The sequence below is a fragment of the Metabacillus sp. KH_069 genome, from assembly GCF_057838075.1.
In genome coordinates, this window is sequence record NZ_CM174460.1 from 2,243,304 (window position 1) to 2,264,371 (window position 21,068).

Annotated in this window: 20 protein-coding genes; 2 read left to right on the forward strand and 18 right to left on the reverse strand. The window is 41.2% G+C overall.

Annotation, left to right across the window (positions count from 1 at the left end; genetic code table 11):
- Nucleotides 1-8: 8 nt before the first annotated feature.
- The 7 genes from AC3ISE_RS11140 to AC3ISE_RS11170 form a co-directional block, all read right to left on the reverse strand.
- Nucleotides 9-1,076 (reverse strand): glycosyltransferase, encoded by a 1,068-nt coding sequence (locus AC3ISE_RS11140; RefSeq protein ID WP_489220997.1) that lies wholly within the window; start codon nt 1,074-1,076, stop codon nt 9-11.
- Nucleotides 1,039-2,205, reverse strand: a complete 1,167-nt coding sequence (locus tag AC3ISE_RS11145) for a glycosyltransferase family 4 protein (RefSeq protein WP_489220998.1) — start codon at nt 2,203-2,205, stop codon at nt 1,039-1,041. Before AC3ISE_RS11145 ends, AC3ISE_RS11140 begins: the two co-directional genes overlap by 38 nt.
- 55 nt (nt 2,206-2,260) lie before the next feature.
- Nucleotides 2,261-3,142, reverse strand: coding sequence for a UTP--glucose-1-phosphate uridylyltransferase GalU (gene galU / locus AC3ISE_RS11150; RefSeq protein ID WP_489220999.1), 882 nt, complete (start codon nt 3,140-3,142; stop codon nt 2,261-2,263).
- Nucleotides 3,143-3,155: 13 nt separating this feature from the next.
- Nucleotides 3,156-4,982: a polysaccharide biosynthesis protein gene (locus tag AC3ISE_RS11155; protein ID WP_489221000.1), complete on the reverse strand. Its 1,827-nt coding sequence runs from the start codon at nt 4,980-4,982 to the stop codon at nt 3,156-3,158.
- 4 nt (nt 4,983-4,986) lie between these two features.
- Nucleotides 4,987-5,163, reverse strand: coding sequence for a hypothetical protein (locus AC3ISE_RS11160; protein WP_489221001.1), 177 nt, complete (start codon nt 5,161-5,163; stop codon nt 4,987-4,989).
- Between the two features lie 230 nt (nt 5,164-5,393).
- A complete protein-coding gene (locus AC3ISE_RS11165) occupies nt 5,394-6,062 on the reverse strand; it encodes a CpsD/CapB family tyrosine-protein kinase (protein WP_489221002.1) in 669 nt (222 codons plus the stop codon).
- Complete coding sequence (locus tag AC3ISE_RS11170; RefSeq protein ID WP_489221003.1) at nt 6,034-6,774, reverse strand: YveK family protein; 741 nt, start codon at nt 6,772-6,774, stop codon at nt 6,034-6,036. Before AC3ISE_RS11170 ends, AC3ISE_RS11165 begins: the two co-directional genes overlap by 29 nt.
- Before the next feature lie 418 nt (nt 6,775-7,192).
- Between AC3ISE_RS11170 and AC3ISE_RS11175 the strand changes: the two genes are divergently transcribed.
- Nucleotides 7,193-7,573 (forward strand): helix-turn-helix domain-containing protein, encoded by a 381-nt coding sequence (locus AC3ISE_RS11175; protein WP_489221004.1) that lies wholly within the window; start codon nt 7,193-7,195, stop codon nt 7,571-7,573.
- 53 nt (nt 7,574-7,626) lie between these two features.
- Here AC3ISE_RS11175 and AC3ISE_RS11180 read toward each other — a convergent pair whose 3' ends face one another.
- The 11 genes from AC3ISE_RS11180 to AC3ISE_RS11230 form a co-directional block, all read right to left on the reverse strand.
- A complete protein-coding gene (locus tag AC3ISE_RS11180) occupies nt 7,627-8,025 on the reverse strand; it encodes a MaoC/PaaZ C-terminal domain-containing protein (RefSeq protein WP_489221005.1) in 399 nt (132 codons plus the stop codon).
- Nucleotides 8,022-8,471, reverse strand: a complete 450-nt coding sequence (locus AC3ISE_RS11185; RefSeq protein WP_489221006.1) for a MaoC family dehydratase N-terminal domain-containing protein — start codon at nt 8,469-8,471, stop codon at nt 8,022-8,024. Before AC3ISE_RS11185 ends, AC3ISE_RS11180 begins: the two co-directional genes overlap by 4 nt.
- Before the next feature lie 16 nt (nt 8,472-8,487).
- Complete coding sequence (locus AC3ISE_RS11190) at nt 8,488-9,663, reverse strand: acyl-CoA dehydrogenase family protein (RefSeq protein ID WP_489221007.1); 1,176 nt, start codon at nt 9,661-9,663, stop codon at nt 8,488-8,490.
- Between the two features lie 84 nt (nt 9,664-9,747).
- The gene (locus AC3ISE_RS11195; RefSeq protein ID WP_489221008.1) at nt 9,748-10,155 is read right to left on the reverse strand and encodes an acyl-CoA thioesterase; all 408 of its coding nucleotides are present in this window, start codon (nt 10,153-10,155) and stop codon (nt 9,748-9,750) included.
- Nucleotides 10,136-11,338, reverse strand: a complete 1,203-nt coding sequence (locus tag AC3ISE_RS11200) for an iron-containing alcohol dehydrogenase (RefSeq protein ID WP_489221009.1) — start codon at nt 11,336-11,338, stop codon at nt 10,136-10,138. The genes AC3ISE_RS11195 and AC3ISE_RS11200 overlap by 20 nt, the downstream gene beginning before the upstream one ends.
- The gene (locus AC3ISE_RS11205; protein ID WP_489221010.1) at nt 11,335-11,823 is read right to left on the reverse strand and encodes a GNAT family N-acetyltransferase; all 489 of its coding nucleotides are present in this window, start codon (nt 11,821-11,823) and stop codon (nt 11,335-11,337) included. Before AC3ISE_RS11205 ends, AC3ISE_RS11200 begins: the two co-directional genes overlap by 4 nt.
- Nucleotides 11,824-11,888: 65 nt before the next feature.
- Nucleotides 11,889-14,111 carry an AAA domain-containing protein gene (locus AC3ISE_RS11210; protein ID WP_489221011.1) on the reverse strand — a complete coding sequence of 741 codons (2,223 nt, stop codon included), beginning with the start codon at nt 14,109-14,111 and terminating at the stop codon, nt 11,889-11,891.
- 98 nt (nt 14,112-14,209) lie between these two features.
- A complete protein-coding gene (locus tag AC3ISE_RS11215; RefSeq protein WP_489221012.1) occupies nt 14,210-15,661 on the reverse strand; it encodes a CoA-acylating methylmalonate-semialdehyde dehydrogenase in 1,452 nt (483 codons plus the stop codon).
- Nucleotides 15,658-16,860: an iron-containing alcohol dehydrogenase gene (locus AC3ISE_RS11220; RefSeq protein ID WP_489221013.1), complete on the reverse strand. Its 1,203-nt coding sequence runs from the start codon at nt 16,858-16,860 to the stop codon at nt 15,658-15,660. Before AC3ISE_RS11220 ends, AC3ISE_RS11215 begins: the two co-directional genes overlap by 4 nt.
- A gap of 30 nt (nt 16,861-16,890) precedes the next feature.
- The gene (locus AC3ISE_RS11225; RefSeq protein WP_489221014.1) at nt 16,891-17,811 is read right to left on the reverse strand and encodes a 3-hydroxyacyl-CoA dehydrogenase family protein; all 921 of its coding nucleotides are present in this window, start codon (nt 17,809-17,811) and stop codon (nt 16,891-16,893) included.
- Nucleotides 17,812-18,247: 436 nt separating this feature from the next.
- Nucleotides 18,248-19,609, reverse strand: coding sequence for an aspartate kinase (locus AC3ISE_RS11230; RefSeq protein ID WP_489221015.1), 1,362 nt, complete (start codon nt 19,607-19,609; stop codon nt 18,248-18,250).
- 187 nt (nt 19,610-19,796) lie between these two features.
- Here AC3ISE_RS11230 and AC3ISE_RS11235 point away from each other — a divergent pair, with 187 nt between their 5' ends.
- On the forward strand, nt 19,797-21,023 hold the full coding sequence (locus AC3ISE_RS11235; RefSeq protein WP_489221016.1) for an MFS transporter: 1,227 nt from the start codon (nt 19,797-19,799) through the stop codon (nt 21,021-21,023).
- Nucleotides 21,024-21,068 lie beyond the last annotated feature (45 nt).

Sequence of the window (21,068 nt, forward strand, 5' to 3'; positions counted from 1 at the left end):
AATCCCTCCTAACGCACCGTTTTTCTTAGAAATTCTATGGATGTTAACATCATAAATAATCCTAATACAATGCGGTTTTTTGCAAAGAAAAAAAACGTTTTCCAAACAATTGGACAGTGCTGCATGTCGAATTGGTCCAATGAACGTTTTATATGCTTGCTTTTTAAAACTTGATTTAATTCGATTGTTTTTTTTATGATTGAGTTTGAGTTTCCTCTGCTAATGGTATTCAATCCTAATCCAAGTGTATTTATGCTGATTCTGTTCGTTAATGCTGTTTGAAACTCTCCGCTGAGTTTTTTTTCTTGAAGGAAATCTTCCATTTTAGTATAGAGTGTTCCAAATTGATGAACCAATTTCTTATTATATGTTGATGTAACAGATGTCTCGTTCACGCGCCAGTAATGATATAAAGGCTGATTTAAGAATACAAAAGAATTTGCATGATAAAAAGCTTGAATATTAAACAATGTGTCTTCATTACTTCCTATTTCTTTAAGATCAACAAATTCAAGTTTATTTTGTTTAATCAGTTCCGCTTTATAAAGCTTCGACCAAACAGTACCCCATGCATCTAAATATTCTGGATTGGATACTTCTTTTTCAATCGGACCAATAAGCCTTCTTAGCATTTTCGTTTTCAATTCCATATGAACATATTTTCTATAGTGAGCTTCTTCGAAAATCTTTTCTTTTGAATGGGTACCAAATTCACGAATGTACGAACACATGACGATATCAGCTTGTTCTTGTTCTGCAGTTAGATAAAGGGCTTCGTACATTCTTTCTTCAATCCAATCATCCGGATCAACAAATCCAATATATGTTCCCATTGCTTTTTGCAATCCATCATTACGTGCTGAAGATACTCCATTATTTTTTTTGTGTATAGCAACAATTTCATTATGTTTTTTAGCATAATCATCTAAAATACTTCCGCTTGAATCTGTTGAACCATCATTGATGGCTATAATCTCAAAATCTTTAAATGTCTGTAAAAGAAGACTATCCAAGCATCTGGATAAATATTTTTCAACATTATATATAGGCACGATTATACTGATCTTTGGTTTCATCGGTATCCCTCAACATGTATCTGGAGTAGATTTCTGAAAGTTCATAACTGACACTAGACAAGTCATATTGGTTTAATCTCTTTATGCTCATCAACCCTAAATTTCGATGTAACATTTTTGAATGTGCGATTTCAGTGATTCTATTGGAAAACAGCTGAACATCTTGATTCTTTATAAGATATCCATTCACCCCATCCTCCACCAGCTCCCCATGCCCCCGATTCTCCGTTGCAACAACAGGTAGTCCACAGGCCATAGCCTCCATAATATTGACCGGCAGTCCTTCACGAAGACTTGATCCTACTGCTAAATCACACATTGGCAAGATGGAATCAATATCTTTTCTGAATCCTAAGAAATGAACCACTTCCTCGATTCTGAGCGTTTTAGCAAGCTGTTTACATTCTTCTAAAAGAGCTCCTTCGCCAGCCAAGAGTAGTTTAGCGTTTAGGAGGTTATCTTTTAATCTAGACATGGCATGCAGCAAAAATTGCTGGTTCTTATTCTTGTTAAACTCTGCTGCGTAGAACAGAATGAAGTCATCTTGCTCCATTCCGAATGTTTTTCTTCTTATCATTTTTTCATTTTCCGAAATCGGTTTGAACTTTTCAGTGTCTACCCCTACTCCATGAACGTGTTCAACTTTTCCCGCTGCAAATCGCCTTTCCATTGCCAGAAGGTAATCTTCTTCATTAATCGTAATCAGACAATCCGTATAAGCTGAAAGCCATTTTTCGATTGGGTAAAAAGTCAGCCAATTTTGAAGCGGCGCACCTTTGCAAAAGTGAAAGCCGTGTGCCGTGTAGATAACTTTTGTTCCTTTTTTCCGTGCTTCTCTTGCAGCCAGTCTAGTGAGGACACCTCCAACAGGTGTATGGCAGTGAATGATACTGTAGTTATTTTCATTAATGATGTCCTTTAATCGACTGTATGCAACCGAGTTTCTACTATTAAAAGGAGACCGTTGAATGGGCAGGTTGTATTTCTGGTCAATGTATGGAAGTTCAATATTACCGAGTGCAGCTACATGAACTTCCCAGCCTTGTTCTTTGAACCATTTTAGGATTGGAAGATGAAAGCTTTTAAAGTGGTAATCGACCGTTGCCGTAAAAAGCACTTTGTCAGGCATTTTTATCACCCTGCTCAAACAAAAAACACTCGTCAGCACGAATGTTTTTGTTTTATTATTTTTTTGAGAACTCTTTTTCCATTAGGTCTGATAAGTAATGAAGAAGATCGTATTTCAATTCGCAGTGTTTAAGTGCAAATTCAATGGTTGTCTTGATGAAGCCGAGTTTTTCACCAACGTCATAGCGGATGCCTTCAAAGTCATAAGCATACACGGCTTCAATCTGATTAAGAGCGGCGATGGCATCTGTAAGCTGGATTTCTCCGCCGGCTCCTGGCTTTTGATTGTTTAATAGATCAAAGATTTTCGGGCTTAAAATATATCTGCCTAAGATGGCTAAATTTGAAGGTGCTTTTTCCATCTTCGGCTTTTCTACTAAATGGTTCACATTGTAAAAACGGTCGCTGATTTTAGAGCCATCAACAATTCCATACCTGGAAACCTCTTCATTTGTAACATGCTGCACGCCAATAATTGAGGCATTATAGCGTTCGTATTGTTCAATCATTTGTTTTAGACAAGGTTTTTCAGCTGCAACAATATCATCACCGAGTAAGACAGCAAATGGTTCATTTCCAATGAATTTACGTGCGCACCAGATCGCATGCCCGAGTCCTTTTGGTTCTTTTTGACGTATATAATGAATATCAACAAGTTTGGAAGATTTTTGGACTTCATTCAGCAGCTCTAGTTTGCCCTTCTCTAATAAGTTTTGTTCAAGTTCAAATGAGTTATCGAAGTGATCTTCAATCGCTCTTTTTCCTTTACCGGTTACAATGATAATATCTTCAATCCCTGATTCTACTGCTTCTTCGACAATGTATTGAATGGTCGGCTTATCAACGATTGGCAGCATTTCTTTCGGCATCGCTTTTGTTGCCGGCAGAAATCTTGTGCCAAGTCCTGCTGCCGGAATAATGGCTTTTTTAACTTTCATAAGTAATCTCCTTTTAACTAGGAATCGATAAAAGTTCTTTTTCTGGAACACGATGATTGGCGAGATCTAACAGCTGTTCGCGCAATTCGTTTTTCTCCATTTCCGAAAAATTATCAATAATTTGTTGGATTTCTTCTACATAAAGAGTAACTGTTTTCCCTACATAAATCTTCGGATACACTTGCTGTTCATGCACTTCGTCATCTTTGAGCAATTCTTCAAACAGCTTTTCTCCAGGCCTCATACCGGTGACCTCAATTCCAATGTCATCCATTGAATGACCTGACATTTTGATGAGGTTTTTAGCAAGATCAATAATTTTCACAGGCTCACCCATATCAAGAACAAAGATTTCTCCGCCCTGTGCGAGAGCTCCTGCCTGTAAGACAAGCCGTGAAGCTTCTGGAATGGTCATAAAATAACGGACCATATCAGGATGCGTGATCGTAACTGGACCGCCTTTTTCTATTTGCTTCTTAAAAAGCGGTATAACGCTGCCTCTGCTTCCTAAAACATTTCCAAAGCGGACGGCTACAAACTTCGTCTTACTAATCTGGTCAAAGTGCTGGACCAGCATTTCAGCAAGTTTTTTAGTTGCACCCATGACGCTAGTGGGATTTACAGCTTTATCCGTTGAAACCATGACAAAAACTTCAACGCCCGCCCATCTTGCTGCACTTGCAGCATTGCGTGTTCCTATAATGTTATTTTTAACAGCTTCTTCTGGATTCCGTTCCATAAGCGGAACATGTTTATGGGCGGCTGCATGGTACACAATATATGGCTGATGCCTGCCCATGACATCAAACATTTTTTTCTCATCTTGAAGATCTGCTATTTCGGTGACAAGTTCAATTTGATGATCTTCCGCTTCTGCTCTAAGTTCCATTTCGATGGAGTATATGCTGTTTTCTCCGTGACCCAAAAGCACTAGTTTGCTTGGTTTAAACTTTGTAATCTGTCTGCAAATTTCAGATCCAATTGATCCGCCAGCTCCTGTAACGAGGACGACTTTTCCTGAAATGTTTTCAGAAATGCTTTCTATGTCGAGTTCAACCGGTTTGCGTCCTAAAAGATCTTCTACTCGGACTTCGCGGATTTGATTGACAGAAACTTTACCGGTGATTAAATCTTCAAGCATGGGAATGATTTGTGTTTTTGCTTTTGTTTTTAAGCATTCATTGAAAATTTTCTGGAGTCCTTTTTTACTTAAAGAAGGTATAGCAATGATAATATTTTCAATTTCAAGCTCAATGACTTTCTCTTCTATTATACTTACACCGCCGATAACCGGAATGCCAAGAATATCAAGTTTCTGTTTGTGGATATTATCATCAATAAAAGCAACTGGATACATATCGGTATCGGCACTCTTTTTCAGTTGCCTTGCGACCATAGTTCCTGCTGAACCTGCACCGATTATTAATGTTCTTTTCTTGCTGCTTGATTTGCTTATGTATGTATCACGGACCATTCTCCAGCAAAAACGTGATCCGCCTATCAAAAGCATATGAATCATCCAAGTCACAGCAAGCAGTCTGAAATGAATTTCAGTTTCAATCAGCTGCTGCATTACAGCGGTAGCTGCGATTGAGTATGTTATAGCTTTAAAGATAATAAGCAATTCGCCAATGCTCGCATATTCCCAAGCCTTCTTATAGAGCTTATAAATGAAGGAAAAAATATGATGACTGATTAACAAGGTCAAAGAGCTGATAACTAATGGGATTGTAAGGACATGAAGATCTGCCTCTAGAAGAAAACGGCTGAAGAAGATGGCGGAAAGAACAATAATCGAATCAACTAAAATTAATAATGACAGCCTTCGATGATAGGTCATCAGCTCAACCTCCTGCGTACTCTTTTTTTCTTTCGGTTCCTTTTGATAGAAACTGCGATCTTTTATAAACGGAAACATCGATGATCTTTTTGATCTCATTTAGCTGCTCCAAGTTTGCATCTTGCTTAATATAGCGGACCATTTTTTTCAATGACTTTGGATATCGATCAAATGAATTCATTCTTGGTACTCCCTTCTATTTAATGAATATAAATCTTACCTTTAGATTCTTCAGAAAAACATAAAGGTAAAATTTATATAAATTGGGGCATTTAACCCCCCCTCACATCACACTACCGACGACTCGCGTCTAAGGCTTTAAGGCCCACAGCATGATCGAGTGCCTCCATTGATAGTGGATAGGAGACATCACCATATATTCTTAATCAAGAACGAATCGTGCAAATTTTTTCATTTGTATTCGTTAAGGACAATTCCAAGCAGCGAGGCTTTTGCAGCAGAGAGAATTTTGTTTGCCTCAAACGCTTCTTCTTTATCTGTCTTGCCGTTATTGACGACCAACACAACTCCATCACATTCATTTGCCAGGATTTTCGTATCAACTACGTCAAGAACGGGCGGACAGTCAAACAAGATCAAATCATATTGATCAAGCAGTTTGGCCATTAATACTTTCATTGCTTGAGATGCTATGATTTCGGAAGGATTATGCGGAATCGATCCGCTTGTTAATATAGCCAGCCTGCCAATTTCTGTTTGGTGAATCGCTTCGCTTAAAACGGCATTTCCTATTAAAACATTAGTAAGTCCAACGTTATTTTCAAGCTTAAAGGCATTATGTATGGTTGGTTTTCTTAAGTCACCGTCAACCAGCAGGACTTTTTCTCCTTGAAGGGCAAACGACACTGCAAGATTTGTGACAGTCGTAGACTTCCCTTCCCCATATCCTGGAGAGGTAATGAGAAGAGAACGATACTTTTGTTCAATAGATGCAAATTGCAGATTTGTAAGAATCGTACGATACTGATCTGAGATCATGCTGTTGGGGTTAAAATAAGCGATTAAGCTTTTTTTTCTCGGCGGAACGGTGTTAAATGGATTTTGAACCAAAGGTTTCACTCCTTAAAGGCTGTTTCTTTTTTACATTTCCTTTTGTTGTATTCCGTTTTGACATCTTTGAAACAGCACCCAGAATTGGGGCATCAAATATATCTTCCACTTCTCTCTTGGTGCGGATACTGTCATCCAGTGAATCCAGCAGGAAGACAAGGCCGACTCCTATGATAATTCCTGCAATCACCCCCATCATAATGTACCTGGAATGATTTTCATTGATAGGGTAATAGTTTGGCTTGGCTTTAGCTAATATCTCCATGCCGTCAATGACAATAAACCCTGGAATTTCATCTTTAAAAATTTCAGCTGTTGTATTAGCTATTTCAGCTGCCCGTACTGGATCTGAGTCTATCACTGAAATATTAATAACTTGAGAGCTTCCTATCGTCTCAGCATTAATCTGACCGCTGAGAGCTTCTCCTGAACGGTTCAAATTCAGTTTTGCAGCTACTTTTTCAAGCACAGCCGGATCCTTAATAATTACGTTCAGTGTGTTGATTGTTTCAGCCGTCGTATTGATTGTGATGCGGGTAGAAGTGGCGTATAAAGGGTTTGTATAAAAGTAACTGTAAAATCCAGCTAAAAAAGTTGTAAACAGTGTAATCACCGCAATTATCCAAAAACGCCTCTTAATAACTGTGAAAATTTCTTTAAGATCGATTTCCTTTTCTTTCCCGGAAATCAGAGGTTCATCATGAAAATTAGGATTTTTCATAGGTTCCACCTTTCAAGGGATAGTTCTTCATAAAGAACATTGACGGTAAAAAATAGAGAGATTTGATTCCCTAATATGTTTTAATTTTAGTTCTTTATAAAGAACGTGTCAAGCAGATAGTTCCATATTATTATGAATTTCTCAATTACATTCTATTTTTCTATATTTATATTCTTCTATTAGTGACAATTCTCTTGTTTTCAATAATTTGAGCTGTTCTTAATGTATGCTATTTTACCTAATTATAAAAACTGTCAAAATTCTTTGTTTTTTCGCTAAAAAGAACATAAAACTCTTGATTTCTCGCTAATACTCGTTTAATCGTACAATTTTAATATTTTATAAAGAACGATAAGTTCCTTATAATGAAAGAGCAAGTTACTATTTTATCAGAATTGGCTGATTAAGGAGATAAGAAATGGTTGGTGATCGCTTAAGGGAGTTAAGACAGGAAAAAGGCTATTCAATTAGCGAGCTTGCTGAGTTAGCTGGGGTTTCAAAATCTTATTTAAGTTATATCGAACGAAATATTCAAAAAAATCCATCTCTGCAGTTTCTGCAAAAAATTTCAATGACTCTTGAAGTGGATTTAGAATATCTTGTAGGTTACGAAAAAGAGTATTCTAATGATAACATTGATATGGAATGGCGGGAATTATTGAATAAAGCAATAGAAGATGGACTTAGTAAAGAAGAATTTAAAGATTTTCAGGAATACGCAAAATTCAAAAAGTGGAAAAACGGCAGAAAACAAATCTCTGAATTTGTCATTGATGATAAGACGCCTGGTTCTAAGTAAAAACATGTATAAATTAAGAAGACCTCTCATCCTTAGGATAAGAGGCTTATTTATTATAACTTTCTAAACACAACATCACCCTTAACAACCTCTCCCCCATCCTGATTCACAGCCCTTACATGGAACTTTGCAGATGTGTCATTCATCTCATAAAGATCTGCCTGCAGTGTAATCACATCACCCAGGAACACCATTCCTTTAAAACGGATGGAATAGTCTTCTATATAGCCTTCTTCATAGAATGGAGAGAAGAGCTTAGACAGGCTGCCCATCGTCCACATCCCATGTGCAATGATGCCTGGAAGGCCAGCTTTTTCTGCTTCTTCGTCAATGGTGTGTATCGGATTGTAGTCGCCTGAAGCTCCGGAATATTTGATGAGGTCGAGCCTTGAAACAGGCGGAAGTGTGAGGTCCAATAAGTGCTCACCAAGCCGAAAGTCAGCGATTGTCATACACTCATCACCTTTCTGACTGCTTCCGTAATAATCACGACTTGTTTCATTGTGAATAGGAGTTCTCCGTCTTTTGTTTCTCCCATTCTCTCAATCGTCAGCATGCCCATGCTTCCCCCGCTCCCTGTTCTCTCCCTGTAGTTCACGAGTTTAGAAGAGCAATAGATTGTCTCCCCAACTAACAGAGGTTTTTCATAATGAAACGACTGTTCACCATGAATCAGGCCTTTAGATGGCAGCTTCAATCCCCCGATTGTGCCGTAGTTCAAGGTAACGGGAAATGTAGGGGGTGCCAGATTCCGCTTGTATCTTGAACGCAACCCGGTTTCTTCGTCGATAAAAAGCGGATTTGGATCTCCTATGGCTTCAGCAAATTTCCTGACTGCTCCAGGCTCAATTGAATTCTTCACCTTTTCGGAAGCGCTTCCAATTAAGTGTTTAAACATGGATTCCGCCTCCTTTTTAGATGAATTGTCCGATTTTGACATTTCCTTTTAAAAGATTGCGGGACAGAATTAAGCGCTGAATTTCATCTGTTCCGTCATAAATTCTCCAGAGGCGGGCCTCGCGATACCAGCGTTCAATCGGGAGTTCTCTTGTATAGCCCATACCGCCATGTATTTGAAGCACGCGGTCGACAACGCGATTCCCCATATTAGAGCCGTATAATTTAGCCATCGATGCCAAGTGACGGTTATCTTCGCCTTGATCAAGCGTGAACGCAGCATTCAGCACAAGCCATTTTGCAGCTTCAATTTCAGTGGCTGAGTCTGCAATTTGCCATTGAATGGCTTGCCGGTCAGCGATCGGTCTTCCAAATGTCTCCCGTTCTTTGGAATAGTCGATGGCCATCTGCAGCAGGCGTTCTGCAGCTCCGACAGCTGTGGCCCCAACAATCCATCTGGCAAAGCCAATCCATTCGAGCCCTAGTTTATAGCCCCCGTGCAATTCGCCGAGTATGTTTTCTTCAGGTACGCGGACGCCATCGAAAAATAAGCTTGCCGGTCCCCATTCGCCCATAGTGTGAATATACTCTGAAGTCCAGCCCATATCGCGGTCAACGATAAAACATGTGACGCCGTCACGGCCTGTTGCACGGTGCTGTTCTTTGTCTGTTATCGCAATTACCATAACGAAATCAGCTTCGTTTCCTCCTGTAATAAACGTTTTTTCACCGTTTAGGACCCATTCATTGCCGTCTTTTACGGCAGTCATCTGAATGTTTCTTGTATCAGATCCTGCTGCCGGTTCTGTCATCGCAAAACACGATTTTTTGTCGCCATTAATCGTAGGAATTAAATACTTTTCTTTTTGTTCTTCATTCGCATAATAAAGAATGTTGTCTGCCGAGCCGCCAAAACGGAACGGAACGAATGTTTTTGACACTTCCATCTGCACGATGGCAAGCATCATTTGACCGATGTCTGCACCGCCGTATTCTTCTGGCGTATTAATGCCCCAGAAGCCGGACTGCTTCGCCTTTTGCTGAAGCTCGTGCATTTTTTCTTTTGATAGACTTGGCTTTCCTTCAAGTTCATTTCTAAGAACGGTATTTTCAAGAGGCATTAATTCATTTTCAACAAATTTACGGATTGTTTTTTGAACCATTCTCTGCTCATCTGTTAATCGCAAATGCATAACATTCACTCCATCCTATTAAAATACTAACCAGTTGGTATGTTACTAGTGTATTTTGAAATTTCAGAAAAAACAAGCTTTAATTTAGAAATCTGACATGTTTTTATAAAGGTGTTTCTGCAATTCCAGTCTAATGGCGCCGGGGATGGGTTCTGATTTTTTTAAAGGCACATTGTAATTTACGTAAATGACGGTTCCTTTTGCGCATAATTCCCCGTCCTGATGAATTTCTTCATAAAGCTCCAGACTTGAATTTCCGATTCTTTTCACCCAGGAATACACTTCCACATTTTTACCGTAATAAATTTGACTGATGAAATCAACATTCATGTTTAAAATGATCATTTTCCAGTCTTTAAAAGACAGATCAGGATTGAATAAAGCAAACAGCTGATTTCTTCCTGCTTCAAACCAGACCGGGACTGTTGTGTTGTTAATGTGACCGACGCCATCTGTTTCGGATACACGCGGCTCAATGGTTGTATGGAACATGATTCGTCACTCCTTCTGTCTTTAACGTTCCATTTAATGCTGCATAGTAGACTTGTTTGACATCTTCACGCTTAAAGGCTCTCGGACTTCTTGCAAGCAGCCGTGTTTGCTTGATGCCTCCCGCCGCTAATTTTTCAAGATCCTCTTCCGTAATGCCATAAGCTTGTAGGCTGTTTGGCAGCCCAACATCTTCCATCAGATTTCTAATCTCCAAAACGACAGACTGAGCAAGCTCGCGATCATGTTTCCCGTTTCTTTGAATACCAAGCGCTGAAGCAAGAATCGTCATTTTATGTACACAGGACGGCCAAATGTAGTCCAGGACATATGGCAGGAGCACCGCATTTGACTCACCATGTGACACTTTGAACAGTCCTCCGAGCGGATAAGCTAAAGCATGTACCCCTGCTACTCCCGCATTAAAGAAACTGAGTCCGGCAAGCATACTTCCCCATGACATGCTGCTGCGGGCTTCGCGGTCTCCGCCCTGCCAGACTGCTGTGCGGATACTTGAGGCAATTTTCTCCACCGCTTCTAAAGCAAGGGTGTCAGTGAGTACAGTAGCGTTAATAGATAAATAGGATTCAATGGCATGCGTGAGCGCATCAATCCCGCTCGCAGCCGTTACTCTTGGAGGTAGAGAATAGGTTAACTCCGGATCTATGATGACAGCATCTGCAAGCAAATAATCATGCGTGATGACATCCTTTGTTTCTTCCAATGAAAAGACGGCGATATCGGTCATTTCTGCACCGGTGCCTGAAGTTGTGGGAATCATGATTTTAGGCAGTCCCTGCTCTGTCAGTTTTTTTGATCCGGATAAATTTAAATAATCTGCAATTGACCCCTCATTTTTTGCAAGAACCGCTGCTGCTTTAGCAATATCCAGACAGCTGCCTCCGCCAATTCCTATGACAAGGTCAGCTCCTGATTTCCTGAGTGCTTTGACTGCACCATCACCAATAAAAACTTGAGGTTCAGGCTGAATGTCTGTATAGCGTTCAAATTGAATTTGATTTTCGTCAAGCGTTTGTTCGATTGAAGAAAGAACTCCGAGCTTGATTAAAATCGGGTCGGCAAAAAGAAAGATTTTAGCAGCTTGATAGTCTTTTATAAGGTGAAGCAAGTTTTGTACAGACCCTTCACCCGTTACGATTTTATTAGGAGATCTAAATGTTTTCACAGTGCTCCCTCCCTTTCAGAACAAAAAGTTTGAATGACGCGGCCACTTTCCACTCGTTCAGAATAATTTCCAGATGCATAATCTTCAATGACCTTTCTCCAAAAGCTTTGTGCCGGTTTATTCTTTTCGATCTGTACGACTTCCCACTTTCCGCTGTGCATCCGGAAAACACTGTGAGCAATTTGTTTGCCGAGTCCCGATCGCCGGAATTTTTTCATGATGAAAAACTCTGTGACCGAAAAATAATCTTCAAATGCATCGTACCTTACCAGGACAAAACCGGCATTCTCTTCCTTTACTTTGATCAGATAGGGAAATCGCCCTTCTTCATTCCAGTAGTTTTCGAAATAAGGATAATCATTGAATCTTCCTTGATCATTGACATCAGCGCCGTTAAATTCAGTAAAGTCGTAAAAGTAATATTGAAGCAAGTTTTCAATAATGGACTTTTCCGAATATCCAGCGGGCTTTAAACTGTATTCCATTCTTTCCACCCTTTTCATTTGTTATAAAGGGTATTAATTCGCGAAAAAAATTCATGTTCCTCTTTTTATGAAAAGGAGATCTGCGTGAGAAAATGCTTAACAGTTTTTTCCGAATTCAGTCTCGCTGCTACATAAGGGGGCTGCAATCTATTTGCTCCCTCAAATGGCTGTCCGAGCCATAAAAGTTGATCATCAATGATAACAAATGGGAACGGCAGATTTTCTTGAATCCACCTGCATGGAATCTCTGGCTTTATTTCAGAAATGACTGTAAGGGAATGCTGAACAGTTTTCAGCACATCTGTCAAATCCTTTTGAAGACTGATCGATTTTGGCAGGGAAAGAATGATCCGGTGCTTGGCGGAACGAATGTCTGCAAATAAAGGTTCTTGTTTTAGAGCATGCATCCATTTCAATCTAGGGTGATGGTCCTTAACCCATGTCCCTATTTGCTGATGACTGACAATCTGCTGATGCTTCTCCTGATGGTCCACAAGCTGTCTGAGCGCTTTGCTACGGTAGACATTTTGACGGATAAAGTCTGAATTGCTGACATGTATGAACTTTCCCTTAGTCCTTGTAATGGCTACATTGATAAGCCTCGCACTGTCTTTGCCAGTAGTCAGCATTCCGGCACGGTTCTCTGGAAAGCTGTCAACACTGTCAAAAATCATCACATCCCGCTCGCTGCCCTGAAATTTATGCACGGTTGCGGCAAGAATATCGGCATTCAGGAGTTCTTCTTCATATAAATCTCCTAAAAGCTGCTGCATAAGAGATGCCTGCGCACGGTATGGTGTCACATATCCGATTGATCTTACTCCCGATAAATAGGCTTCGTGAATGGTCTGGAACGAAAGCAGCAGCTGCCACAAATTAAACTTGGAGTGCGACGTCCTCTCTTTCATGCAATGCTCGCCTGTATGACTTGCATCAAGCAGGATGGATGCTCTGCCTGGAAAAGGAGCATTTAAAACGAGCTGATTTCTGCTTTTTTTGACACTTTCATGGTCGCCTACCTGATTTTGATAAACATATTGGTTGGTAAATGCAGAGATTTCCGGATGCATTCTCCGCTGTTCTTTCAATAAAAGCATGTGCGGGTGCAATTCTTGTTTGATGGCAGCAGCACCCGAGCGGATGAAAATATCTTCTTTCAGCCATTTTTCAACAAGTTCGTGCCGGGAAGAGGCTATTGGCGGCAGCTGTTTAAAGTCTCCGCACAAAATGACCCGTCTGCCAAGCGATGCTGCAAACGCAGCCTGAGGCACATAGGCCATGCTTGTTTCATCGACAATCACGACGTCAAATTCGTCTTCGTATATGTTTACATCGCTCGCTGCTTTTGCAAGGGTTGTTCCCACAATAAATGCTTCTTTCACAAATTCAGATTCCTGCTTGCGTATTTTCTCAAGGACTCTGCTGATTTTGGTTTCAAGATCAAGGAGCTGATTAGAATCCCGCTTGCTGAATGAATCTGATAAATCCTTTTTAATAAGTTTTCGTTCATCGAGAAGCTGCTGTCTGTCCTTTGACAGCAAAGGATCTTTCTGCATGAGAAGTTCACTTGTTGTAAGGGGCACAGGAAAGGCTGTTTCGCCGCTCCCAGTCCCATAGCGCAGAAGCTCACCTTCTTTAAATTTCTGCTTTTTGTGAATAAAGATGGCGAGTTCTTTCATTAATACATCCACAGCACTGTTGCTGTGAGACAAAATCAGCACACGTTTTCCTTTAAAATAATGATTGGCTGCTGTTCTTGCAAGCGTGTAGGTCTTCCCAGTGCCGGGCGGTCCCCAGACGAAAGTGACTGGATTGTATTTGGACCTTACATACAATTCATGGAGAGAGCTTTTGCCATCCGCTGCAGGATGCTTCGGAGGCATCGAGGGATCCATCAGCTTTTTGATTCTGGCCCGCTTGATTTTGCTTTTTTTTATGTCATCGAGCCTTGCAATGAGTTCCTCAAGCAGTTCCCACGGATCGTGGAAAAGAAAGGCCTCATGAATGAGATCACCGAACGATCTATCAAATGAGAGAATGATGCTTTTCCCTTCTGAGGACAGGACTCTTCCATTGTGCTTCACGCCGTCCCATTCTAATTTGATGGAGGCTCCAACAGGGATTTTCAAAAAGCCGCTGCTTTCAAAATAGTAAGTGTAAGCATCCCCTGTTGATAATAGATGTCCATTTGCAACACGGTATTTCGTGCTCCCATATTTTTTTAAATAGCCGATTTCAATTTGAATGGCCTGCTGCCATTCTTTTAGATATGTCTTTGTTGTAGTCATGTTAATCTGCTCCGTTCAATGAAAGAGGCAAGCCCGTGTAACCTTGAGCCTGCCTGTCTGAACTTTTAACTATACAATATTTTCACTTTAACGTCATGTTAATTAAACCACCGCTGAGTCACCACTTTTTTCCTCGTGTAAAATTCAACGCCATCCTTGCCGTTTGCGTGCAGATCACCGTAAAAGGAATTTTTCCAGCCTGAGAATGGGAAGAAGGCCATCGGAGCCGGGACATTCACGTTAACTCCAAGCATGCCTGCTTCAATTTTTTCACGAAATTCACGGACTGCTTTTCCGCTTGCTGTATATAGAACAGCTCCATTGGCAAAATCAGATTCATTCGTCAGTTCAATTGCCTCCTGCAGATTTTTCACACGAACAACACTTAAAACCGGTGCGAAAATCTCATCCTTCCAGATGGTCATTTCTTTTGTGACATTGTCAAAAATGGTAGCCCCAATATAATATCCTTTATCATGTTTCCGAGCATCGATTCTGCCGTCTTTAACAAGCTTTGCTTTTTCTTTTTCCCCAAGATCAATATAATTCAGGACTTTATCAAGATGAGAACTTCTGATTACGGGTCCAAGAAACACTCCCTCATCGAGGCCGTTGCCCATTGAGATGGCGTTAGCTGATTGAACGAGTTTTTCAACAAATTCATCAGCAATTTCATCAACCACGGCGACCACAGAACATGCCATGCATCTCTCGCCTGCACTGCCAAACGCAGCACCGATTATTCCTGTGACCGCTTTTTCAATATCACAGTCAGACAGCACGATGGAATGATTTTTTGCACCGGCAAGGGCCTGTACTCTTTTTCCGTGTGAAGCTGCTGTTTTGTAAATATATTCAGCAACAGGCTGAGACCCTACAAATGAAATGGCTTTGATGCCTTTATGTTCAAGCAGACCGTTCACAACATCGTGCGCTCCATTGACGATATTGAGCACCCCTGCAGGCAGTCCTGCTTCTGAAAAGAGCTCTGCCAATCTGGAAGCTAATATAGGCGTACGTTCTGAAGGCTTCAATACAAACGTATTCCCGCACGCGATCGCCAGTGGAAACATCCAGCAAGGCACCATCATCGGAAAGTTAAACGGAGTGATTCCTCCTACGACTCCAACAGGATAGCGGTACATAGCCGACTCAATGTCTGTGGCAATATCCGGGAGGACAGACCCCATCATTAAAGTTGGCGCTCCTGCAGCAAATTCCACACATTCAATTCCTCTTTGCACCTCACCGCGTGCTTCTTCTAAACTTTTGCCGTTTTCCGTTGTAATCAAGGAAGCGAGTTCCTCGGCGTGCTTGATCAGAAGCTGCTGATAGCTGAAAAGAATTCTTGCCCGTTTTGGGACAGGTGTTTTGCTCCAGGATTCAAATGCTTCTTTGGCTGAAGCAACCGCTGCATCTACGTCTTCTTTTCCAGAAATCGCAACCTTCGCAAGTATTTCTCCTGTTGCAGGGTTAGGCACCTCATCAAATTTGCCGGTTTTTGCAGGCACCCATTTTCCGTTTAGATAATTTTCAATTGTTTTCATCATTTTTCCCCTCCCGCTGTTTGTTTGTCAGACTGATATGAATAGGTATAAGAATATCGGTAAAGCTCTGCTATTTCATCCATTGAAGGCACTCTCGGATTATGACCGGGGCTGCCGCTTTCCAGGGCATCTGCCGCCATTTTCGGAATGGCCTTTTCGAACGCTTGCGGATCAATTCCCCACCCCTTTAAATTCGGGATATGTAAATCCCTGCAAAGAGCTTTTATTTCATCAATCGCAAGTTGTGCTGCTTCACTGTCTGACATCTTCTCTTTTGAAAAAATCCGTCCTACATCCGCGAGCCTGCCTGTACAATAATCCTTGCTGAATTCAAGAACAGCAGGCAGCAGCATGGCGTTTGATAAACCATGCGGAACGTGAAACAGGGCGCCGATCGGACGTGACATGCCATGAACAAGACAAACAGATGCATTGGAGAAGGCCATGCCTCCTTGAAGAGACCCTAAAGACATCGCTTCTCTGGCTTCACTGTCTGAACCATCTTCATACACACTCCTGATGTTTGGCACAATATGATTCATGGAAGATAAAGCAAGCATATCTGTCATTGGCTGGGCTTTTCTTGACAGATATGCCTCAAGCGCATGGCTGAGTGCATCTATTCCTGTTGCCGCTGTTATTTCTTTTGGCGAAGAGTAGGATAAAACAGGATCAACGATTGCTGCTTCAGGCATGAATGCCGGCTGCTTAATCATCATTTTCACATCATTTTTCGTATTCGTGATGATGGTGACATCTGTTGCTTCAGAGCCTGTACCTGCCGTTGTCGGAATCGCAATCAGAGGCACAGGAAGATTTGCTGCGATTTTTTTGCCTCCCATATAATCACCTATATACCCGCCGTTTACTGCAAGAACCGCAACTGCCTTAGCCGTATCAATACAGCTCCCACCTCCAAGAGCGATCACAACATCGCATTTTTCTGATTGCAGCTGATGGAGTGCTTCCTGTACATAAATATCCGTCGGTTCAGAGGCTACGCCAAGGTAAATACTGCTTTTGCCGCCGCACTCAGTAATCAAATGCTGCGCCTTTTCTATATACCCAAGATCCATCATCACGCGATCACTGATAATGAGTGCGTTCTTCCCATATTGAGCCGTAATTGATCCCAGCTTCTGAAATGAGTGATTTCCATAAAAACACGTTTTCGGACTTCTAAAGACAGCAAATGAATTCAATCAGATCTTCCTCCCCTTTGTATAAAACGCTTACATTTTAAGCAGGTGAATCAGCTGTTTATCCCTGATGTCTGAAGCTCCGTCTCCTGTACCGCTATATTCATATATGCCTTTGCCGGTTTTTGCTCCCAAATTTCCCTGTTTGACGCTTTCCACAATAAACCGGGGAGCTTCTGTGCTGCAGTCGAGTTCTGGGAACAAATTTCCTGTTACCTTTTCCCATATATCAAGTCCTCCCATGTCCGCAATCCGGAGCGGTCCGTTTAGAGCCCATCTCATGCCAGGTCCTTCAGACATAACCTGATCAATGTCATCTGCATTTGCGACACCCTCTTCAAGCAGATAAAATGCCTCCCTGACTACAGCAGCCTGCAGACGGTTTGCGATAAAACCGGGAATGTCCTTATTCAGCATGACAACTTTTTTGCCGGCAGCTTTTAGTAGATTGATAACCTCTTCTACTGCCCATGGAAGAGTATCCTCATGTTTGACTACTTCAACCAATTTGACTAAATGGGCAGGATTGAAAAAATGCGTAATGAGCAAGCGCTCGGAAAACGCGCATGCTTCAGCGAGCTTTGAAATCGGAAATGTAGAAGTATTGGATGCAATAATTGCAGTTGAACGTATCATTGTTTCAAGCAATTGAAATAACTGGTGCTTAAATTCCAGCACCTCAGGAATTGCTTCTATGATCAGATCTGCGTCATGAACCGTTTCAAAAAGGTCCGTTGAATACGAGAGCATTGCAAGCGTTTCTTTTTGTTCACCGCAGTTTATGTAGGATTCTTTTTTCATCATCTCTAAATTCTGAATGATCATTCGCTCAGCCTTCAATAATAGGTCTTCTCTTAAATCATAAATTTTCACCTGACATTGAGCAGCAGCAAACACCTGGGCTATGCCGTGCCCCATCGTTCCAGAACCAATAACCGCAACCTTCTTTATCAAACTTAGCTTCCTCCTTATTTCTGAATTATCTATATATTCTATCATTATAGACTAATTTCAGGATAATTGTCAGGGTATAAGTGATAGGATCTTTTTAGATTCAGGTAACAAAGCTCAGTTCACAAAGTCAGGGAGAGAGGTTCAGCTGAAAATAAAAAAAGAGGATGGGACGTAACGATCATCTCCTGAATTAAAGCCGAACATTGAATAGTGTGAAAAGGTTATTTTCGCATAGATTGTTGTTTTTCATGATAAATAATGTCCGTTCCTTTCCGCTCCACTTAAGGTTTCTATCATTTAGCCTGCAGCAACAATATTTATGAAAAGAGCCAAAGAAAAAAATCCGAACTAAAACGAAATTCAAGTTGGAATTTCACATATTAGTTCGGATTTTTCTTTAGCTGAAAACCTTTTCTCCCAGCCTCTCTATCCAATATTAAACATAAACTCCAACAAAAAACTCTTCATAAAGTGCCTGGACGGCTTTTTTTTCCTGTGCTTCTTTTACGCCGAACATCATGCTGACCTCTGATGATCCCTGATTGATCATTTCAATATTGACGCGCGCCTCTGCCAAAGCTTTGGAAGCACGGGCTGCGGTGCCGATATTATGCCGCATGCCTTCCCCTACCATCATAATAAGTGACAGATTATGTTCAACGGTCACCTCATCAGGCTTCAGGTCTGTGCGGATTCGCTCTAAAATAAGCTCCTCAGTCTCGGCATTCATTTGTTTTTGCCTTAAAATAATGCTCAGATCATCGATTCCTGATGGACTGTGCTCATAGGTTAACCCGAAATCCTCTAATATAGAAAGCAATTTTCGTCCGAAACCGATTTCTTTATTCATTAAATATTTATTCACATAAATACTGCAGAAATCATCATCGCTGGCAATGCCGATCACAGGTCCATTCGTATTTTTTCGTTCGTTCACAATCCTTGTGCCAGCCGCTTCAGGATTATTTGTATTTTTAATATGAACCGGAATGCCGGCTTCAAATGCAGGAATCAGCGCTTCATCGTGAAACACAGAGAATCCCGCATAAGAAAGCTCACGCATTTCACGGTATGTAAGCTCGCGGATTTCTTTTGGATTTGAAACAACGTTCGGATTAACGGAATAAACCGCATCCACATCCGTGAAATTTTCGTAAAGGTCTGCTTCGATGCCATTTGCAAGAATGGATCCTGTAATATCTGACCCGCTCCTGGAAAACGTAACAACTTCGGAAGCTTCATTGTAGCCGAAGAAGCCAGGAAAAATGAGAACGCCGGAACGTTTCCTCAGAGATTTGAGATTTTCGTACGATTTTTTCAGAACTAGTGCTGTTCCGCCATTGTCCTCAACAAGGAGACCTGCTTCTTTAGGATTTATATAAGTGGCCTCAATGCCTCTGCTCTTGAAATATTCCGCAATCAGCCTTGCGTTGTTGTCTTCACCGCTTGCCTTTATTGCATCTATGTAACGGGCTTGCCGGGTTTTATCTGCATTAAGCAGCTGAATCAAATTCTTTTCAATCTTGGAAACGATTTCAGCTGGCAATTTCAGTTCTTCTGCCACTTGACTATATCTGTCAATAACAGCTGACAAATATTCGGGGGCTTCTTCCCCGCGCAGTGTTCTTTCGCCAAGTTCAATTAAAAGATCTGTCACCTTGCGATCTTCCGGATACCGTTTGCCTGGCGCTGATACAACCACCACTTTTCGATCAGGATCAGATGTGACGATATCAAATACCTTCTTGACCTGATCTCCTGATGCTAACGAACTGCCTCCAAATTTCACCACTTTCATGCGAACATCCCCTAATGTTTAAATTTTCAGGTAAATTTTAAAATCTATTTTACTCTTTTTACATGAACATTCAAGGGTTTCTTCCCCAAAAGCTTTTTTTATTTGAATTTTTCGATTTCGCACCTCATATTTTGTGGTAAAATACATTTCGTCTATCGAAATATTATGCTGGGAAAGGACTCATAAAATGGAAAATGCAGCTTCATTAAAAAAGTCGGTTTCAAAACCGTCTCCGACAATGTACAACATCCTTTTTATCATAGGTTTATGTCATTTATTAAACGATTCGATACAATCTGTGATCCCTGCGATGTTTCCGATTCTTGAAAAAACGATGGGGCTTACGTTTACACAGCTTGGCTTCATTGCTTTTACGCTGAATATGGTGTCTTCTGTTCTTCAGCCGGTTGTCGGCTGGTATACGGATAAAAGACCGATGCCCTACGCCCTTCCAATCGGACTTACGAGCAGCTTAGCAGGGATTGTGGGTCTCTCGTTCGCTCCTTCTTTTTCATTGATTTTACTGAGTGTCTTTTTCATCGGACTCGGTTCAGCGGTCTTTCATCCTGAAGGGTCAAGAGTAGCCTATTTAGCGGCCGGAGAAAGACGTGGCCTTGCGCAATCTATCTATCAAGTTGGCGGCAATACCGGATCATCTTCTGCACCGCTGATTACAGCGCTTATTCTCGTTCCATTCGGACAGTTTGGGGCTATTTGGTTCACCATTGCGGCAGCGCTTGCTGTCATGTTCCTTATCTATATAGCAAACTGGTATACTCTGAAACTTTCAGCCATCCGAAAGGAAGAAAAGAAAAATGGCAAAATAAAAAAAGAAGTCAAACTGACAAAAGCCATTTACTCTGCATTGGCAGTGATCGTCTTTCTCGTTTTTGCACGTTCATGGTATGGAAGTGCCATATCAAACTCTTATACGTTCTATGTGATTGAGAAATATCATTTAAGTATTGCCCAGTCACAGGTGTATATCTTCATCTTCCTTGTTATGGGGGCTCTTGGAACCTTTGCAGGGGGACCTTTGGCAGACAGGTTCGGCAAACGCACGATTATCCTTTATTCTCTGCTCGCTACAGCTCCTTTTGCCCTTATTCTGCCGTTCGCAGGTCCCATTGCAGCTTACCCGCTCATTGCAGCAATCGGTTTTATATTAAGTTCAAGCTTTTCGGTCACAGTTGTGTACGCCCAAGAGCTTATTCCCGGAAAGATTGGAACAATGTCGGGACTGACAGTTGGTCTGGCATTTGGAATGGGGGCAATTGGTTCTGTTGCTTTAGGCTCATTAATTGATGCTTTTGGATTAACAGCTGTTATGACAGGCATTGCTTTGCTGCCAATTTTGGGAATCCTGGCTTTTCTCCTGCCTGCAGATCAGACTTTAAAAGAGTGGCAGCAATAACCGACAGTATTTGGCGGTTTTTCGGAGGGTTTTTTCATTAATTTG

Coding starts and splice junctions, on each gene's coding strand:
- AC3ISE_RS11140 (WP_489220997.1), bottom strand. CDS start 1,076: ATGAAACCAAAGATCAGTATAATCGTGCCTATATATAATGTTGAAAAA.
- AC3ISE_RS11145 (WP_489220998.1), bottom strand. CDS start 2,205: ATGCCTGACAAAGTGCTTTTTACGGCAACGGTCGATTACCACTTTAAA.
- galU (WP_489220999.1), bottom strand. CDS start 3,142: ATGAAAGTTAAAAAAGCCATTATTCCGGCAGCAGGACTTGGCACAAGA.
- AC3ISE_RS11155 (WP_489221000.1), bottom strand. CDS start 4,982: ATGACCTATCATCGAAGGCTGTCATTATTAATTTTAGTTGATTCGATT.
- AC3ISE_RS11160 (WP_489221001.1), bottom strand. CDS start 5,163: ATGAATTCATTTGATCGATATCCAAAGTCATTGAAAAAAATGGTCCGC.
- AC3ISE_RS11170 (WP_489221003.1), bottom strand. CDS start 6,774: ATGAAAAATCCTAATTTTCATGATGAACCTCTGATTTCCGGGAAAGAA.
- AC3ISE_RS11175 (WP_489221004.1), top strand. CDS start 7,193: ATGGTTGGTGATCGCTTAAGGGAGTTAAGACAGGAAAAAGGCTATTCA.
- AC3ISE_RS11180 (WP_489221005.1), bottom strand. CDS start 8,025: ATGACAATCGCTGACTTTCGGCTTGGTGAGCACTTATTGGACCTCACA.
- AC3ISE_RS11185 (WP_489221006.1), bottom strand. CDS start 8,471: ATGTTTAAACACTTAATTGGAAGCGCTTCCGAAAAGGTGAAGAATTCA.
- AC3ISE_RS11190 (WP_489221007.1), bottom strand. CDS start 9,663: ATGCATTTGCGATTAACAGATGAGCAGAGAATGGTTCAAAAAACAATC.
- AC3ISE_RS11195 (WP_489221008.1), bottom strand. CDS start 10,155: ATGTTCCATACAACCATTGAGCCGCGTGTATCCGAAACAGATGGCGTC.
- AC3ISE_RS11205 (WP_489221010.1), bottom strand. CDS start 11,823: ATGGAATACAGTTTAAAGCCCGCTGGATATTCGGAAAAGTCCATTATT.
- AC3ISE_RS11210 (WP_489221011.1), bottom strand. CDS start 14,111: ATGACTACAACAAAGACATATCTAAAAGAATGGCAGCAGGCCATTCAA.
- AC3ISE_RS11215 (WP_489221012.1), bottom strand. CDS start 15,661: ATGATGAAAACAATTGAAAATTATCTAAACGGAAAATGGGTGCCTGCA.
- AC3ISE_RS11230 (WP_489221015.1), bottom strand. CDS start 19,609: ATGAAAGTGGTGAAATTTGGAGGCAGTTCGTTAGCATCAGGAGATCAG.
- AC3ISE_RS11235 (WP_489221016.1), top strand. CDS start 19,797: ATGGAAAATGCAGCTTCATTAAAAAAGTCGGTTTCAAAACCGTCTCCG.